General features: G+C 62.7%; 17 protein-coding genes and 1 tRNA gene. 12 read left to right on the top strand and 6 right to left on the bottom strand.

What is annotated here, in order from left to right; translation table 11 throughout:
- Nucleotides 1-38: 38 nt before the first annotated feature.
- Nucleotides 39-779, top strand: a complete 741-nt coding sequence (locus ACO06J_RS06980; RefSeq protein WP_421759983.1) for an SDR family oxidoreductase — start codon at nt 39-41, stop codon at nt 777-779.
- On the opposite strand, the gene ACO06J_RS06975 is transcribed toward ACO06J_RS06980, so the two are convergent.
- The gene (locus tag ACO06J_RS06975) at nt 776-1552 is read right to left on the bottom strand and encodes an alpha/beta fold hydrolase (protein WP_421759982.1); all 777 of its coding nucleotides are present in this window, start codon (nt 1550-1552) and stop codon (nt 776-778) included. The genes ACO06J_RS06980 and ACO06J_RS06975 overlap by 4 nt on opposite strands.
- Before the next feature lie 122 nt (nt 1553-1674).
- Between ACO06J_RS06975 and ACO06J_RS06970 the strand changes: the two genes are divergently transcribed.
- Both ACO06J_RS06970 and ACO06J_RS06965 read left to right on the top strand, forming a co-directional pair.
- The gene (locus ACO06J_RS06970; RefSeq protein WP_421759981.1) at nt 1675-2970 is read left to right on the top strand and encodes a tetratricopeptide repeat protein; all 1296 of its coding nucleotides are present in this window, start codon (nt 1675-1677) and stop codon (nt 2968-2970) included.
- Between the two features lie 19 nt (nt 2971-2989).
- On the top strand, nt 2990-3991 hold the full coding sequence (locus ACO06J_RS06965) for a P1 family peptidase (RefSeq protein WP_421759980.1): 1002 nt from the start codon (nt 2990-2992) through the stop codon (nt 3989-3991).
- Here ACO06J_RS06965 and ACO06J_RS06960 read toward each other — a convergent pair.
- Complete coding sequence (locus tag ACO06J_RS06960) at nt 3988-4458, bottom strand: L-2-amino-thiazoline-4-carboxylic acid hydrolase (RefSeq protein ID WP_421759979.1); 471 nt, start codon at nt 4456-4458, stop codon at nt 3988-3990. The genes ACO06J_RS06965 and ACO06J_RS06960 overlap by 4 nt on opposite strands.
- Nucleotides 4459-4610: 152 nt before the next feature.
- Between ACO06J_RS06960 and ACO06J_RS06955 the strand changes: the two genes are divergently transcribed.
- From ACO06J_RS06955 to ACO06J_RS06940, 4 genes are all read left to right on the top strand, one after another.
- A complete protein-coding gene (locus ACO06J_RS06955) occupies nt 4611-5072 on the top strand; it encodes a YaiI/YqxD family protein (protein ID WP_421759978.1) in 462 nt (153 codons plus the stop codon).
- 106 nt (nt 5073-5178) lie between these two features.
- Entirely contained in the window at nt 5179-5466 is a 288-nt protein-coding gene (locus tag ACO06J_RS06950; protein WP_421759977.1) for a hypothetical protein, read from the top strand.
- Between the two features lie 62 nt (nt 5467-5528).
- The gene (locus ACO06J_RS06945) at nt 5529-6776 is read left to right on the top strand and encodes an NAD(P)/FAD-dependent oxidoreductase (protein WP_421759976.1); all 1248 of its coding nucleotides are present in this window, start codon (nt 5529-5531) and stop codon (nt 6774-6776) included.
- 64 nt (nt 6777-6840) lie between these two features.
- On the top strand, nt 6841-7509 hold the full coding sequence (locus ACO06J_RS06940; protein WP_421759975.1) for a spermidine synthase: 669 nt from the start codon (nt 6841-6843) through the stop codon (nt 7507-7509).
- Between the two features lie 100 nt (nt 7510-7609).
- Here ACO06J_RS06940 and glnA read toward each other — a convergent pair whose 3' ends face one another.
- Together glnA and ACO06J_RS06930 are read right to left on the bottom strand one after the other, a co-directional pair.
- Complete coding sequence (gene glnA, locus ACO06J_RS06935) at nt 7610-9019, bottom strand: type I glutamate--ammonia ligase (RefSeq protein ID WP_421759974.1); 1410 nt, start codon at nt 9017-9019, stop codon at nt 7610-7612.
- A gap of 63 nt (nt 9020-9082) precedes the next feature.
- Nucleotides 9083-9421, bottom strand: a complete 339-nt coding sequence (locus ACO06J_RS06930; RefSeq protein ID WP_046136017.1) for a P-II family nitrogen regulator — start codon at nt 9419-9421, stop codon at nt 9083-9085.
- Nucleotides 9422-9792: 371 nt separating this feature from the next.
- Here ACO06J_RS06930 and ACO06J_RS06925 point away from each other — a divergent pair.
- The 5 genes from ACO06J_RS06925 (at nt 9793) to ACO06J_RS06905 (ending at nt 14602) form a co-directional block, all read left to right on the top strand.
- Nucleotides 9793-9877 (top strand) — tRNA-Leu (locus ACO06J_RS06925).
- 61 nt (nt 9878-9938) lie between these two features.
- Nucleotides 9939-11318, top strand: a complete 1380-nt coding sequence (gene tig / locus ACO06J_RS06920) for a trigger factor (protein WP_421759973.1) — start codon at nt 9939-9941, stop codon at nt 11316-11318.
- A 98-nt stretch (nt 11319-11416) separates the two neighbouring features.
- Nucleotides 11417-11788 (top strand): hypothetical protein, encoded by a 372-nt coding sequence (locus tag ACO06J_RS06915; protein WP_421759972.1) that lies wholly within the window; start codon nt 11417-11419, stop codon nt 11786-11788.
- Nucleotides 11785-13260, top strand: coding sequence for an NAD(P)H-hydrate dehydratase (locus tag ACO06J_RS06910; RefSeq protein ID WP_421759971.1), 1476 nt, complete (start codon nt 11785-11787; stop codon nt 13258-13260). The genes ACO06J_RS06915 and ACO06J_RS06910 overlap by 4 nt, the downstream gene beginning before the upstream one ends.
- Nucleotides 13261-13354: 94 nt before the next feature.
- Nucleotides 13355-14602: an acyltransferase family protein gene (locus ACO06J_RS06905; RefSeq protein WP_421759970.1), complete on the top strand. Its 1248-nt coding sequence runs from the start codon at nt 13355-13357 to the stop codon at nt 14600-14602.
- On the opposite strand, the gene ACO06J_RS06900 is transcribed toward ACO06J_RS06905, so the two are convergent.
- Together ACO06J_RS06900 and ACO06J_RS06895 are read right to left on the bottom strand one after the other, a co-directional pair.
- Nucleotides 14571-15020, bottom strand: a complete 450-nt coding sequence (locus ACO06J_RS06900; RefSeq protein WP_421759969.1) for a hypothetical protein — start codon at nt 15018-15020, stop codon at nt 14571-14573. The two genes, ACO06J_RS06905 and ACO06J_RS06900, sit on opposite strands and share 32 nt — an antisense overlap.
- Nucleotides 15014-16249, bottom strand: coding sequence for a cytochrome P450 (locus tag ACO06J_RS06895; protein WP_421759968.1), 1236 nt, complete (start codon nt 16247-16249; stop codon nt 15014-15016). Before ACO06J_RS06895 ends, ACO06J_RS06900 begins: the two co-directional genes overlap by 7 nt.
- Nucleotides 16250-16334: the final 85 nt, after the last annotated feature.

Genomic DNA, 16334 nt, shown 5'->3' with positions numbered 1-16334 from the left:
GGAGAAGGTGGCGCGAAGCGCCGGATGAGGGGTTACTCATGAGACTATCAGGCAAGACGGCCATCGTGACCGGCGGGGCATCGGGGTTTGGCGCAGGGATTGTGCGGAAATTCGCGGCCGAGGGCGCGCGGGTGCTCATCGCCGATATCAACCTCGAGGGTGCCGAGGCGCTGGCACGCGAACTGGGGCAGAAGGCCGGCCGCGTCGACGTCAGCAAGGATGCGAGCGTCAATGAGATGGCCGCCGCAGCCATCATGGCGTTCGGCAAGGTCGATATCCTCGTCAACAATGCCGGCGTCTCCCACATGCCCGCACCGCTCGATGAAATCTCCGAAGCCGATTTCGACAGGGTGTTCAACGTGAACATGAAGTCGGTCTACCTCACCGCCCGGCACCTGGTGCCGCACTTCAAGGCGCGCCGCACCGGTGTGATCCTCAACATCGCCTCGACGGCGGCCGTGAGCCCCCGTCCGCGGCTGAGCTGGTACAATGCCAGTAAGGGCTGGATGGTGACGGCAACCAAGTCGATGGCCGTCGAACTCGCCCCGCTCGGCATCCGCGTCAACGCCATCAACCCGGTGGCGGGTGAAACGCCGCTGCTGAAGACGTTCATGGGCGAGGACACACCCGAAATCCGCGCCAAGTTCCTCGCGACCATTCCGCTTGGGCGGTTTTCGACACCTGAGGACATGGGTAATGCTGCCTGCTTCCTCTGTTCCGATGAGGCCTCAATGATCACCGGCGTCGCGATGGAGGTTGACGGCGGGCGAGTGATTTAGCTGAGGAACGCGGTGATTGCGTCCGCCACAGCCCGCGGCTGCTCCCAGTGGATGGAGTGGGCCGCGTTGGGTATGACCACCAGCCGATGGCCGGGGATTTCGGCATGTCCGGCCGCCACGGCCGACGGCGGCGCGAGCAGGTCGCCGTCGCCGGTGATGGCTAGAACCGGGCACTTGATGGTTGCGAGGTTCGCTTGCATGGGCCGGTTCATTGCTGCGACCTGACGTGCGAAATCGCCGGGTGATTGCCGATACGGGTAGGCGGTGGAGGCCTCGGCGGCTGCCGCAACATTGGCCGGATCGGCAAAGAACGGCGGGGAGAATAACCAAGGATAGAGCAGCCGGAAGAAATCCTGAGGCGGCACGGTGAAGTAGAGCCGTGACAGGTCCTGGAACAGCGCCTTGCTGCGGGCATCGATGAGACCTGAGCCCATGGTCACGAGCCGCTTGACCTTGTCGGGGTGGAGCGCTGCGAGCCAGAGCCCGAGAAAGCCGCCGAGCGAGTGGCCAACCACATCCACGGCGCCAAGGCCGAGATGGTCTATCAGCGCGGCGCAATCCTCGACCATGTCAGCATGCGTCAATGGCCCCTCGACCTTGGTCCGGCCCGAGCCGCGGTTATCGATGAGAATCAGCCTCCGGCCCTGAAGCAGAGGCAGCAGCGGCCCCCAACTCGCGCCGTCACTGGCCGTTCCGGCGATCAGCAGCAAAGGCGGTCCGTCGCCCAAAATCTCGAAATGAACGCTGGCACCGTGATGATCGAACTGCGGCATATCGGACCCTGAAATGGATTTGCTCGCCTGCCGCGTGGACAGCCGCGCCGGGCGGCTTATAGTCGATGGCATTGGCAAGACGGTATATTTCAACCATGGCACAGGACGCGCTCGGAAATGAAGTGAGCAGCGCTTCGAGCGCGACGCTTCAGGGGATAGACGACTTCGTCACCGGTTTTCTCAGCTACGAGAAAAAGGCCAGCAACGTTATTGCGGCTGCGGACGCCGATCCGGAATCAGTAGCAGCCAATGTCTACGCCGGGTTCATCTGGATGTTCCTGGAGGCGGAGAGCGCCGGGCAGATGGCGGCCCGCTATCTGGCGCGAGCCAATTCCGCGGCCTCAGCCGCCAATGCCCGCGAGCGTATGCTGATGGCGCAGCTCGAACGATGGATCGCCGGTGATGTCCCGGCCGTACAGGCGATCGGCGACGAGATCATCACGCAGTTTCCGCGCGACCTTGCTTCAATGAAGCTCCACCAGTATTTCAGCTTCAATCGCGGCGATGCGAAGAGCATGTTGCGGGTCGCCAAAGCGGTCGAGTCCGAGAATGCGGACAATCCCCACCTCCACGGCATGCTGGCCTTCGCCTACGAGCAGTCGCACGATCTGGGCGCTGCCGAGGGCGCGGCGCGCCAAGCGCTCAAGCTCAAGACCAAGGAGCCGTGGGCCCAACACGCCCTGGCGCATGTCATGCTGGGGACCGGACGGGTGGCCGAGGGCGTCGCGTTCCTCGGCGAGGCGCAGAAGACCTGGGTCGACCTCAACTCGTTCATGTACACCCACAACTGGTGGCACAAGGCGCTTTTCCATATCAGCCAGGGCGACAACCAGGCGGTGTTCGATGCCTATGACCAGCACGTCTGGGGGATCGAACCCGACTATTCGCAGGACCAAGTTGGCGCCGTGTCACTGCTCGCCCGCATGGAAGTGGCGGGGATGGATGTCGGCAATCGCTGGGAGGACGTAGCGCGGCATATGCAGGTGCGCGCCCGCGACACCGTGCAGCCGTTCCTGACGCTCCAATACCTTTATGGCCTCGCCCGCGCCGAACGGGCCGAGGCGGTCCAGCTGATGCAGGCAGTCGAAGAGAAGGCCGCGTCATCGACTGCCTTTGATCGCGTGGTCTGGCAGGAGGTGGCGTTGCCGGGTGCGCGGGGCGTTTTGGCGCATGCGCGTGCCGACTATGCGAACGCGGCAAAGTATCTGAGCGTCGCCAACCCCCGCATGACCGAAATCGGCGGCAGCCACGCGCAGCGCGACCTGTTCGGCCAGTTGCTGCTTGATGCCCACCTCAAGCTCGGCAATTGGCAGATCGCCCAGCAGATGCTGGAGATGCGCCGAACCTGGGATCCCGATGGGGTGCCGGTGAACAAGGCACTGGTGCTGGTCAACGAACGGCTGCACACACCCGCCTGACAACAACAAGGAGAGCCGGATGCAACCCGGACCGCGCAATCTTATCACCGATGTCGAAGGCCTCTTTGTCGGCAATGCGGAAGATCATCACATCAAGACCGGCACCACCGTGCTGGTCGCCGACCGTCCGTTCCGGGCGTCCGTGGATGTGATGGGCGGCTCGCCCGGGGCGCGGGAGACGGACCTCTTGGCGCCGGACAAACTGGTGGAAGATATCGATGCGCTGGTGCTCTCGGGCGGCTCCGCCTTCGGGCTCGATGCCGCCTCGGGCGTTGCCGATGAACTGAGAAAACGCGGACGTGGCTTCCGCATCGAGCATGTCACCGTGCCGATCGTACCAGGCGCGATTGTCTTCGACCTGCTCAACCAGGGCGACAAGAACTGGGATGAAAACCCCTATCGCGGGCTTGGCCTGCAGGCGCTTCAGAATGCCGGTCCCGAGTTTGCCCTCGGCACCGCCGGAGCAGGTGTCGGAGCACTGACCGCCAACCTGAAGGGCGGGCTCGGCTCCGCCTCATTGGTTGTCGGCGGTTATACGGTCGGCGCTCTGGTCGTCGCCAACCCCACCGGCAGCGTTACCATGGGGGACACCGAGCACTTCTGGGCGGCGCCCTTCGAGGTCGGCGACGAGTATGGCGCGCGAGGCCCGCTCACTCGCGCGATGGCATTTGGCGAAACCGCACGCTCCAAGCGGGACTGGGTGGGCGCGATCACCAACACCACGATCGCTATTGTTGCGACGGACGCTGACCTCACCAAGAGCCAGCTGAAGCGCCTCGCCGTCGCCGCTCAGGACGGCATGGCGCGCGCAACGAGCCCGGCGCACACTCAGGTCGATGGCGATCTGATCTTTTCGGTCTCGACAGGCAGCAAGCCCATCGTCGATCCGGTGCTGAACATTCTGCAATTGGGACACGCGGCCGCAGTGTGCCTAAGCCGCGCCATGGCCCGCGCGATTTACCTCGCTACCCCGGCGCCCAACGACATGCTGCCAACCTGGCAGGAGAAATGGGGACGTTAAGACTTGCCCGCGTCCTCAGCCTTGGCCTTCACGTGGTAGCAGAAATCACACTGCCCATCGCCGTTCATGCAGGTCTTGCTGCGCTCGAGCCGTAGCCCGAGTTCATCGGCCATGGCGAAATCGCCATTGCAAATCAGCAACTCGCCGAGGTCGCGCGCGCCAATCTGCTCCATGAACTCGGCATAGTCGCAGTGCGTCACCTGGGTGCGCAGCAGCGTGTCGGTCTGCTCCAGCGTCTCGAACTCATAGCGCACCCCCTTGCCGAACCCCGCGAACTCGGCAGCGAGAGTGGGGATATCGAGCAGCGAGCCGCGTTGGGCGACAATGGCACGATTGGCCGTGTCGAGCGCCTCGCGCACCAACTGATGCGCTCGGGCTTTTCCCAGTTCCGCTTCCATAGCCCGCACTAGCGGGATCTGCGCCTGGACGGCTGCGGTGATGCGCTGGAAGGGGGTCTGATCGGCCATGATCGCTCCTTGTGTAACGCATTCTGCCAACAAAGTTTTGCTGTTGGAAGCCGCTGCCGCACGCAGACACAAGATGCATCGTCGCACTTGCGGTTGGCGGGGGCAGGGACTATTCCGCTCCCAATTGCTGCCGCGCCGGATGGAGCTCGTTTTTGGCTGATCCCCAGGTCCTCGTCGACGCTGATGCCTGCCCGGTCAAGGACGAGGTGCTGCGCGTAGCCGGCCGGCATGGGCTGGTGGTGACCTTTGTCGCCAATTTCGGCTTGCGACCGTCACGGGACCCGATGATCCGCACCGTAATGGTGCCGCAAGGCGCAGACGTCGCGGATGACTGGATCGTGGAGCACGCCAACGCGGGCGATCTGGTGATCACGTCCGACATCCCGCTGGCAGGACGCGCCCTTAAGAAGGGTGCCCATGTGTTGGGACCGACTGGAAAGCCGTTCACTGAGCACTCGATCGGCATGGCGCTCGCCATGCGGGAACTGAACCAGCACCTGCGAGAGACCGGCGAAAGCAATGGCTACAACGCCAGCTATTCATCCAAGGACCGCGCCAACTTCCTCCACGAGTTCGACGCGCTGATTCATCGCACCAAGCGCGGCGGCGCTTAGCTGGCCTTTCCCATGCAACGCCGGGTTGTTCACGAGTACGTGTGCAGTCAGTAGCCGTTAATCGACATCATCGAAGTTGCTGCGCTGGGATGAGCGGAGGTCCGCAGTGCAGATCGTCAACGGCTACGTGTGTGCGACGAGTTGCGATGTCGCTGCGGCCAAGACCGGTCATGATCCCAAGAATCCGCACGATGATCCGGTGAAGGCAGCGGCCCTTGCCGAGCAAAAGGCCCTCGCCAGCGGCAAGCCGGTAGAGGCATCGGCAACCGCCTCTTCTGACGTTTCAGCGTTCTCAGAGGATAGCGTACTCTTTGGCGGCAGCCTCGGCGGGCGCAACCCCGTGGGAAATTCTGCGCCCGCGACAACAAATTCTCTGATTGACCTGTTGGTCTAGCTTCGCGCCAGCGCTGCGCACGTCTAAAGTGGTGGCCCAATTGATTTCAGGACCTGACCATATTGCAGGCGGATAGCATCGTTTTAGGCGCCGGAATTGTCGGCGTGAGTGTTGCGGTGCATCTCCAGATGCGCGGGCGTTCGGTTCTACTGTTGGACCGCCGCGGGGCTGGCGAGGAGACCTCGTTCGGCAATGCCGGCCTGATCCAGAGCGAAGGCGTCATGCCGCACGGCTTCCCACAGGGGCTCGGCGCACTCCTCAGGTATGCCCGTAACGACCGCATCGACATGCACTACCATCTGACAGCGCTGCCACGGATCGCTCCGTTCCTCGCGCGTTACTGGTGGCATTCCCGACTTGATGCTTATCGCTCCATAGGCAGGGCTTATGCCCCCCTGATCGCGACATCGATCGACGAACACGCGGACCTGATCCGGCGCGCCGGCGCCGAGGCGCTCATCGAGAAAGCCGGCTGGTACCGGGCCTTCCGCACCGATGCGGAACTGGAGGCGGCCACGGCGGAAGCCGAGTGGGTGCAGCGCGAGTTTGGTGTTCGCCATGCGCGGCTGGACCGCACCGAGATGATCGGGCGCGAACCGGGCCTTGCCCCGGTGTTTGCTGGCGCGCTGCACTGGACCGACCCGTGGAGCATCCGTGATCCCGGAGCCCTGGTGGTCGCCTACCGCCGGCTGTTCGAGTCGCTGGGTGGCACCGTGATCACCGGCGACGCGATGCAGCTCTCTGCGGGCACGACGGGCTGGCGACTGCCTGTGTCAGGCGGCACGCTTGAGGCACGCGAGGCTGTGATTGCGCTCGGTCCCTGGGCCGGAGACCTTACACAGCGGCTGGGCTACCGGCTGCCGCTTGGCGTCAAGCGCGGCTATCACATGCATTTTGCCCAGCCCGAGGACGCGCCACTCCGCCATTGGGTACTGGATGCCGAACGCGGCTACATGCTTGCCCCGGTGGAACGCGGCATCAGGCTGACCAGTGGCGCCGAGTTCGCCCTTCGCGACGCACCCTCGACCCCCATCCAGATCGATCGAGCCGAGGTGGCGGCGCGCGAACTGTTCCCCGCGCTCGGCGCCCGAAGTGACCCGGCCCCCTGGCGCGGTGCGCGACCCTGCACCCCTGACATGATGCCCATCATTGGCGCAGCGCCCAACCACGAAAAACTCTGGTTCGCGTTCGGTCACGCCCATCACGGCATGACGCTCGGCCCATCGACCGGCAGGCTGATCGCCGAGATGGTCACCGGCGAGACGCCGTTCATCGACGCCAGCGCCTATTCGCCGGCCCGGTTCGGTTGAAACGCCCCGCACTAGGCTCCACGCCGGATGCGCTGTAAAGCACTGCTGAAACAAGGAGTGCGCCGTGCTGCCATGGGTAGAACTGGGCCGGGCGAGGGTGCCCGGCGGCGACGAGTTCCGGCTGATGCAGCGCGGCGACGAGTTCACCATTTTTGCCGGGACGATCGGATTGATGGGCAGCCGGCAGTCTGGCTCAGAAGAGGTGATGGCCAATGTTGCCGCTGAGCGTATCGGTGGGCGCCCCAAGGCGCGCCTGCTGATCGGCGGGCTCGGCATGGGCTTTACGCTGCGCGCGGCGCTCGCCGCCTTCCGCCCAGATGCGGAAATCGTCGTCGCAGAACTGGTGCCCGAGATCGTGACCTGGGCGCGGGGACCGCTCGCAGGCCTCCACGGCGCGAGCCTGGATGATCCTCGACTTACTCTCAAAGTGGGGGATGTGGGCAACGTCATGGCCGCTGACGCCTCGAGGTTCGACGCCATCCTGCTCGACGTCGATAACGGCCCGGAAGGTCTTTCCCGGCCCGGGAACGACCGGCTCTATTCAGCAGGCGGCATCGGGGCAGCCAAATCCGCGCTAAGGCCCGGAGGGATGCTCGCCATCTGGTCGGTGGCACAAGACCCGAAATTCACCAAGCGCCTCAGCCAATCCGGCATGAAGGTCGAGGAATTGAAAGCCCGCGCCCATGGCGGCAGGGGCGCCCGGCACGTCATCTGGGTGGCGACGAAGGGGTAGGGTGAGTTCTCTCACTCCCCGCTCCATGGTTCTCTGCGCACCATAAACAGAAAGGGCCCCTCGGGGCCCTTTCCAATATCGCAGTGATGCAATCCGGCGATCAGGCCGAGTAGTACATTTCGTACTCGACCGGGTGCGGGGTGTGCTCGAACTTGATGACTTCCGTCATCTTCAGCTCGATATAGGCATCGATCTGGTCGTTCTCGAACACGCCACCGGCGAGCAGGTAGTCGCGATCCTTGTCGAGGTTCTCGAGCGCTTCACGGAGCGAGCCGCAAACGGTCGGGATCAGCTTCAGCTCTTCCTTGGGCAGCTCGTACAGATCCTTGTCCATCGGCTCGCCGGGGTGGATCTTGTTCTTGATGCCGTCGAGGCCAGCCATCAGCATGGCGGCAAAGCCGAGATACGGGTTCGCCAGCGGATCGGGGAAGCGGACTTCGACGCGCTTGGACTTCGGCGAAATGCCGTGCGGGATACGGCAGGAGGCCGAGCGGTTACGCGCCGAATAGGCGAGCAGCACGGGGGCCTCAAAGCCGGGGACCAGGCGCTTGTAGGAGTTCGTGGTCGGGTTGGTGAACGCGTTGATCGACTTGGCATGCTTAATGATGCCGCCGATGTAGTAGAGCGCGTCCATCGACAGGCCGGCATACTGGTCACCAGCGAAGAGCGGCTTGCCGTCCTTCCAGATCGACTGATGGCAGTGCATGCCCGAACCATTGTCGCCATAAACCGGCTTGGGCATGAAGGTCACGGTCTTGCCGTAGGCCTGTGCCACCTGCTGGATCACATACTTGTAGATCTGCACCGAGTCGGCTGCCTTGATGATCGGGCAGAACTTGATGCCGAGTTCGTGCTGGGCGGAAGCCACTTCGTGGTGGTGCTTTTCGATCGGCACACCCATAGCGCCCATGGCAGCCAGCATCTCGCCGCGCATGTCCTGAGCGGTATCAAGCGGCGGAACCGGGAAGTAGCCCTTCTTCAGAGCGATGTGGTGGCCGTTATTGCCCGACTCGTACTCGGTGTCGTTGTTGGTCGGCAGTTCGGTCGAGTCGACCGAGAAGCCCACCTTGTAGGTGGTGTTCGAGTAGCGCACGTCGTCGAAGATGAAGAATTCGGGCTCGGGGCCAAAATAGACCGAGTCGCCGATACCCAGCGTCTTCACATACGCCTCGGCCTTCTTGGCCGTGGTGCGGGGATCGCGCGAGTAGGGCTGGTAGGTCAGGGGCTCGAGGATGTCGCAGTTCATCACCAGCGTCGAAGCGCCGAAGAACGGGTCCATGTAAGCCGAATCCGGATCGGGCATCAGCACCATGTCGGACTCGTTGATGGCCTTCCAGCCAGCGATCGAGGAACCGTCGAACATGGTCCCTTCCTCGAAGATGTCCTCATCGATCATGGTCTGGTCGAATGTGACGTGCTGCAGCTTGCCGCGCATATCGGTAAATCGCAGGTCGACGTACTTGATATCCTCGTCTTTGATGCGCTTGAGGATGTCTGCTCCAGTGGTCATTCAGTTCCCCTGTAAAGGTAATTGCGTTTGTTAGGCGGGCTAGGCGATCTCGAGGGGAGGACCCTAGAGCGCGTCGTCGCCGAATTCGCCGGTGCGGATGCGGATCGCCTGTTCAATCGAGTAGACGAAAATCTTGCCGTCGCCGATGCGTCCAGTTTGCGCAGCGTTGCGGATCGCCTCGATGGCCTTTTCAGCGAGATCGTCGGGGCAAACCACCTCGACCTTCACCTTGGGCAGGAAATCCACGACATACTCCGCGCCACGATAGAGCTCGGTATGCCCCTTTTGACGGCCAAAACCCTTGGCCTCGGTGACGGTGATGCCCTGCAGACCAACTTCCTGCAGCGCTTCCTTCACTTCGTCGAGCTTGAAGGGCTTTACGATAGCCTCGATCTTTTTCATTCAGGCCTCCACTTTAGCACCGGTTAGGTGCCGCCAGTGTGTATGCAGGGGCCGTGCCACGCCGTCCAAACCGTCTTAACGTCCGTATTATCGGGTAGTTGATGGCGATACTTCGCGTAGTACGAGAGAGTGCCGGAGCAGCCAATGCGCAATTCGTGAGCGAACTGCTGAAAGAATAGGCATTCTGAGAGCGTGCGGGCGCACTCCCGTATTTCCAATGCCGCGAGATACGGCAGCGCCTTGGCGACCGGCTGGCGATCCTGGCACTTTGCATCCCTAAATTGGCGGCGAGCAAACTAAGCCGACATCGCCCTTTGACCTTGCAGCAAACTTGCCATATATGCACGCCCACCCGGCCGATGGGGCACCTTGCGGGTGTGGCGGAACTGGTAGACGCACTGGATTTAGGTTCCAGCGCCGCAAGGCGTGGAGGTTCGAGCCCTCTCACCCGCACCAGGCTCGCCACACAAGCGCGAACTTCGGCCATCTTTTGAGCTTTTGACAACGGGATACCCCAATGCAGGTCACAGAAACCCTCAACGAGGGCCTCAAGCGCAAACTCTCCGTGGTCATCCCGGCGAGCGATCTCAACGAACGGCTGGATGTGCGGCTGGACGAGATCAAGGGCCAGGCAAATATCAAGGGCTTCCGCCCCGGCAAGGTACCGATGACCTATCTCAAGAAGGTCTATGGCCGTTCCGCGATGTCGGAAGTAATGAGCGACGCGATCAACGCGACCGTTGCCAAGACCCTGGACGAGCGCGCTGAACGCGCTGCCAGCCAGCCCAAGGTTGACCTGCCGGAAGACCAGGGCACGATCAACAAGGTGCTTGACGGCCAGTCCGACCTCTCGTTCGAAGTCAGCTACGAAGTGCTGCCGCCGGTTGAACTGATGGATTTCAAGGGCATTTCCGTCGACAAGCCGGTCGTCGAGATCGTCGAGACTGAAGTCGATGCAGAAGTGCAGCGCGTTTTCGCGCAGCAGCGCGGCTACGAGGACAAGGGTGACGAAGGCGTTGTCGAAAACGGCGACCGTCTCGGCCTGAGCTTCAAGGGCACGATCAAGGGCGAAGCGTTCCCCGGCGGTTCCGCCGACCACGCGCACCTCACGGTCGGCTCGGGCGAGTTCATCCCGGGCTTCGAAGAGCAGCTGATTGGCATGAAGAAGGGCGAGACCAAGACCGTCAAGGTCACGTTCCCCAAGGACTATGCTCAGGAAGATCTGCAGGGCAAGAAGGCTGACTTCGAGGTAACGATCCTCCATGTCGATGGCCCCAAGGCCGGCGAGCTCAACGACGAGTTTGCCCAGAAGCTTGGCCTCGAGAACGTTCCGGCACTGCGTGACGCAGTGAAGGAGCAGATGCGTACGGCGCTCGACCAGATGAGCCGCCAGGCCATCAAGCGCCAGATTCTTGACCATCTCGACGACGGCCACAAGTTCGTGGTTCCTGAACAGCTGGTTGAGGCAGAGTTCAACACCATCTGGCAGCGCGTCCAGCATGAAGTTGAGAGCCATGGCCGGTCTTTCGAAGACGAAGGCACGACCGAAGAGGCCGCTCGCGAGCAGTATCGCAAGATCGCCGAGCGCCGCGTCCGTCTGGGTCTGGTCGTTGCCGAGATTGGCAACCAGAACAAGGTCGAAGTGACCGAGGACGAGCATCAGCAGGCGCTGATCACCGAAGTCCGCCGCTTCCCGGGCCAGGAACAGCAGGTGTACGACTACTACCGCAAGAACCCGCAGGCCCTCGCCGGCCTTCGCGCTCCGGTGTTCGAGAACAAGGTTGTCGACTTCGTGGTCGAACTGGCCAAGAAGACTGACAAGCCGATGACCCGCGCCGAACTGGCCAAGCTGATCGCCTCGGAAGACGACGAAGTTCCGGAAGAGCACCACCACTAAGCACTGGTGCCGAAACAAGACTATGAGGCCGTCCTCCGGGGCGGCCTTTTTGTTTGAGCGCACGCGGGGTAGAGTCCTCGTCGACAAGGGAGACTATGATGAGTTCGGATCCGGACAGGGCGGAGGTACTGGCGCGGCTTCATGCCCGTGGTTCCTTCCTCAAGGAGTTCGGCATCGCGCTCAGCCTCTGCTACGCCCTGATTGCCGTCTGGGGACTGATCCAGTTTCAGCAGGTCCTGCAGCTTTGGTGGACCCTGGCGCTGTTCTTTTTCGCCATCATCGGGCCGTTCGTCGGCATGTTCGTTGCGCCCTGGGCACCCATTGCGGTCGCAGTTGCTGTCGTTGCGATCGGTGCAATCGCGCGGACCGGACTTGATGGCCGCCTGCGCATCGCGCTCTACATGGTTGCCGTCGTCGGCTGGTTCGTCGCTGGAACAGCGGCGTTCTCGATATATGCGGGGCCCCGATGACAGCTCCCTCCGAACTTCTGACTCCTATCGAGATGGGGCGCGCCGACGGGCTAGCAATTGCCTCCGGCGTGCCGTCGTTCAAGCTGATGGACGCGGCCGGCGCGGCAGTGGCCGAGGTGGCAGCGGAGCGCTATCCGCAGGGTGAGGTGCTCGTCCTCTGTGGGCCGGGCAACAACGGCGGCGATGGCTTCGTCGCGGCAAAGAAGCTGCGCGACGCTGGCCGCAAGGTGCGGGTTGCCTTGTATGGCACTCGCGAAAAGCTCAAGGGCGACGCGGCGTTCTTCGCCGATCTCTGGGATGGCCCGGTCGAGGTCGCACGGCCTGAAAGCCTCGCGGGCACCGCGCTGATTATCGACGCGCTGCTGGGCGCCGGACTCGATCGTGAGGTCGAAGGCGAACTGGCGGTTCTCATTGCCGCGATCAATGCTGCTGGCGTGCCCGTAGTCGCCGTTGACGTGCCGAGTGGGCTCGACGGCGCGACCGGACAGGTGCGAGGCGTGGCGGTACAGGCTGACACCTCCGTGACGTTCTTCCGGCTCAAGCCGGGACACTTGCTGCAGCCTGGTAGGGACCTCTGCGGTGAGGTGGAGCTGCGCCAGATCGGCATTCCCGATGCGGTGCTCCGCGAGATCGCCGCGCGGCTTGCGGTGAACGGACCGACGCTCTGGCAGGTCCCGGCGTTGGCTGCGGCAGGGCATAAGTTCACTCGCGGCCACGCCGTGGTGATGTCCGGCGGACCACTGCAGACCGGCGCCAGCCGGATGACGGCGATGGCTGCTCTGCGCAGCGGGGCAGGGCTGGTAACGCTGGTCGGCTCGCATCCCGCACTGCTGGTGCAGGCCAACCATGTGACGGCAATCATGCTGAAACCAGTGGACGGCGCTGCGGGCCTTTCGCTGCTGATCGAACAGCACAAGGTGCGCGCCTTCGTTATCGGCCCCGCAGCCGGCGTCGGCGACGCGACCAAGGCGAATGTCCTGGCAGTGCTGGCAAGCGGCGCCGCTGCAGTGCTCGATGCCGATGCACTGACAAGCTTCAAGGACGCCCCCGAGGTCCTGTTCGCCGCGATAAAAGCAAAGCACGAGCGCCCGGTTGTGATGACCCCGCACGAAGGCGAGTTCGAACGGTTGTTCGGTCATCTCAACGGCGGCAAAGTCGAGCGGGCTCGCTCAGCAGCGCAAGTGTCGGGTGCCGTGCTGGTGCTCAAGGGCAGCGACACGGTTGTGGCGGCTCCAGAAGGTCAGGCGGTGATCAACGCCAACGCGCCGCCAACGCTCGGCACAGCGGGCTCCGGTGATGTTCTGGCAGGTATCGTTGCTGGGCTGCTGGCGCAGGGCATGGCGGGTTTCGACGCCGCCTGCGCCGGGGTCTGGATTCACGGCGAGGCCGGCAACGTCTGGGGCAAGCCTGGGCTGATTGCAGAGGATTTGCCGGAGCTGGTGCCGCTGGTTCTGGCCGGGTTGCAAACCTGAAGCGCCCTCCGACTTGCTGCCACTACCGCACGTGGATAGAGCGGCTGTGTGACCACGATTAAATGGTTGATTCCAAGAGAAAACTGCCTCGCTCGTGTCAGAAGTTATCAGCAAATCAAGTAAGCATGTCCCCTTGGAGGCGGCGCGTGGCATCGCGGCACTATTCGTTGTGTTGCATCACTTCTTCCTGGCGTTTGCGCCGAATTTTACGGGTGTGCTACAAGCCGACCGGGTCGAAAAATCGATCGTCGGTGAGTGGTATTTCGCCGTCTTTAACGGCAGCGCAGCAGTCTACTTTTTCTTCGTGCTGTCGGGCTATGTGCTGTCCATCAGTTACCTGAACAGTCGAAACAGTGTCGTGCTGGCCGCAGGCATCCTGAAACGAGTACCTCGACTGGCCCTTCCGGTTGTGTTGTCGCTCGTGCTGACAGTGGCGCTCTGGAAAGGAAACCTGCTGTTCTACTCGGAAACATCGGCAATAACCGGGTCCGCGTGGCTTGCGTCTGCAGGATTTGGCCTCATGCCCGCCGGCCTGCAGCCCAGCTATCTCGACGCCGTGCGGCAAGGGCTAACGACGTTCTTTACCGGCGAGAGATACTACAACTCCAGCATCTGGACGATGTACTACGAGTTCTTTGGCAGCATATTTGTTTTCGCCCTCATTCCCATGTTCGGCTCCCTGCAGACGTCGCGATCCTACTTGATCGTCGCTGCATTTATTGGAACGCTGGCGCTCTTTGTGTTTCCGAACCTGATCCCATTTCTGGTTGGTATGTCGCTGTGCGTTGTGTCCCACAAGGGCAGGCTTAGGGTACCGGGATATGCCGGCTTTGTTATGTTGGGTATAGGGCTGTACCTGCTCGGGTTCGTCGAGAGCATCAAGTACTACGCCTGGCTGTCACCGGTAGAATGGATATGGGGCGGGGCCGGCCACTCTGCGCTGCTTCTCAACACGCTTGGCTCTGCGCTCATTGTCACCGCCCTGGTAGGGGGGCCCTCAGTGTCGAGAGCGCTGGGGGGACGGATCGGGCTGTTGCTGGGGCGTTTGAGCTTCCCGATCTACCTGGTTCATGTGCCCATCATTCTGAGCTTTTCGTGCTTTGCGTTGGTGAGGTCGCTTGAGAGCGGACTCGTCGGGTGGACAGCTCTCAACGTCACCCTCGCGGCCACGTTCGTCGTCGTCTTGCTGGCCGCGCTACCGCTGGCGGTCGTTGATGCGGTGTGGGTACGCATGCTGGGATGGGCCACTGTATTGCTGCTCGGAAAAGGACCACGCCTCTCGACTTCCAGTGTCGCGGTTGATCCAGACGTTAGTTCGAATACGCCGTCCCGTTCCAGCTAAGCACCAGCTTGATGTCCGAATTTGTGAACACCAGATCCGTCCAGCCGCTGGCATTCTTGCCGGCAACCGCCCACTGCGAAGGCTCCCCATTGATGAAAGCGCCGGTGTCGATGGGCAGTTCCGACCAGTGCCCGGTGTCCCGGTCGAGCAGGTACAGCCGCGGGATGCAGCCGGCGGTGCCGCAGAAGTAGCTGGCATCGGCGAAGGCAAGGATGTCACGCGTGCCATCGCCATCAAGATCAACGAGTCCCACCGAAACGAGTTCATCATCGTGCAAAGGCTCGCCGCGCTCCTGGCCCATCAGGGTGCGCGCGATGTTGACGGCGGGACCGGTTGTCGAAAACTCGATCGGCTCGGCGGCCGCAGCTGGTGCGGCGAGGAGGAGCGCGGCGAGGGCGAGGGCAGGGCGGATTACCATTGGACGTCCAGTCGTTCGAGGCCGTGGAAGTGGTAGATGTTCTTGTATTGCGGCGCGTTGGCGAGCTTAAGGCCGGGCAGGCGATCGAACAGCGTCTTCATCGCCACCTGCATTTCAATGCGCGCCAGCGGGGCACCGATGCAGAAGTGGATGCCGGCGCCGAAGCTCACATTCTGGCCATCTGTGCGGGCAGGATCGAAGCGGTTGGCGTGCGCAAAGCGCGATGGATCGCGGTTGGCCGCCGCCAGCAGCAGCCCGATGGTTTCGCCCTGCTTGAAGCTCAAGCCGTTCTCCAGAGTAACGTCCTGCAGCGCGTAGCGGGTGAACATATGCAGAGGTGCGTCATAGCGAATGGCCTCCTCGACGGTGGCCTCGGTCGCCGTGTCGTCGGCAAACAGCGCTTCGGGGGCAAGCCCGCTTTCGAGGATGGCCTTCACGCCATTGCCGGTGGTGTGGACCGTCGCCTCGTGGCCGGCGTTGAGGAGCAGGATCGCGGTCGAGATCACCTCTTCGTCGGTGAGCTTTTCGCCATCGACTTCGGCGGTCAGCATGTGCGTCAGCAGGTCTTCGCGCGGCTGCGCGCGGCGCTGTGCGATGACGGTACGGATATAGTCCATGAACTCGATAGAGGCCTGGTTCGCGTCGAGTTCGGTCTCGTAGGTCACGCCATACATGTACATGGCGACCATGCGGTTTGACCAATCGACCAGTTGCATCGCCATCTCGGCCGGCAGGCCCAGCATCTCGGCAATGACGATCGCAGGTACCGGGGCGGCGAACGAACGCAGCAGTTCTACTCCGCCATCCGCCTCAAACCCGTCGATGAGCTCATGGGCGAGGCGCTCGATACGGGGGCGAAGCTGCTCGACATGGCGCGAGACAAACGCGCGGTTGACCAGCATGCGCAGCCGGGTATGCGTGGGCGGCTCAAGGGTGAGGAGGGAGTACTTTTCGGTCTGGTCGAACGCGGCCGTATGAGCCTTGGGTGGCGCCATCCCCAGCTCTTCGCGGTTCATCAGGTGCAGGATCTGTCGGCCAAACCGCTTGTCGCGCAGCAGCGCGTTCACGTCCTTGAAGCCCGCAAAGCACCAGTGCCCATAGTTCTCCCAGAAGAAGGCGGGCGCGCTGGCATGGACGGCGTCGTAAAAGCTGTAGGGGTCGCGATAGAACGCGACATCGCGCGGAGCAGCGGTGGCGCGACGGTCGGCAAGGCTAAAGGGCTGTGTCAAAACGGGCGAACCTGAGAGAGTGTAATTGTCCCCATGCTATACGGGAGCCGCGCGAAAGGTGAAGTGCACTGTGCGGAAACACCTT

The organism is Devosia sp. (genome assembly GCF_965229025.1).
GTDB lineage: Bacteria > Pseudomonadota > Alphaproteobacteria > Rhizobiales > Devosiaceae > Devosia_A.
The sequence above is the reverse complement of the archived record's forward strand: the minus strand, read 5'-3'. Positions and strand labels throughout refer to the sequence as shown.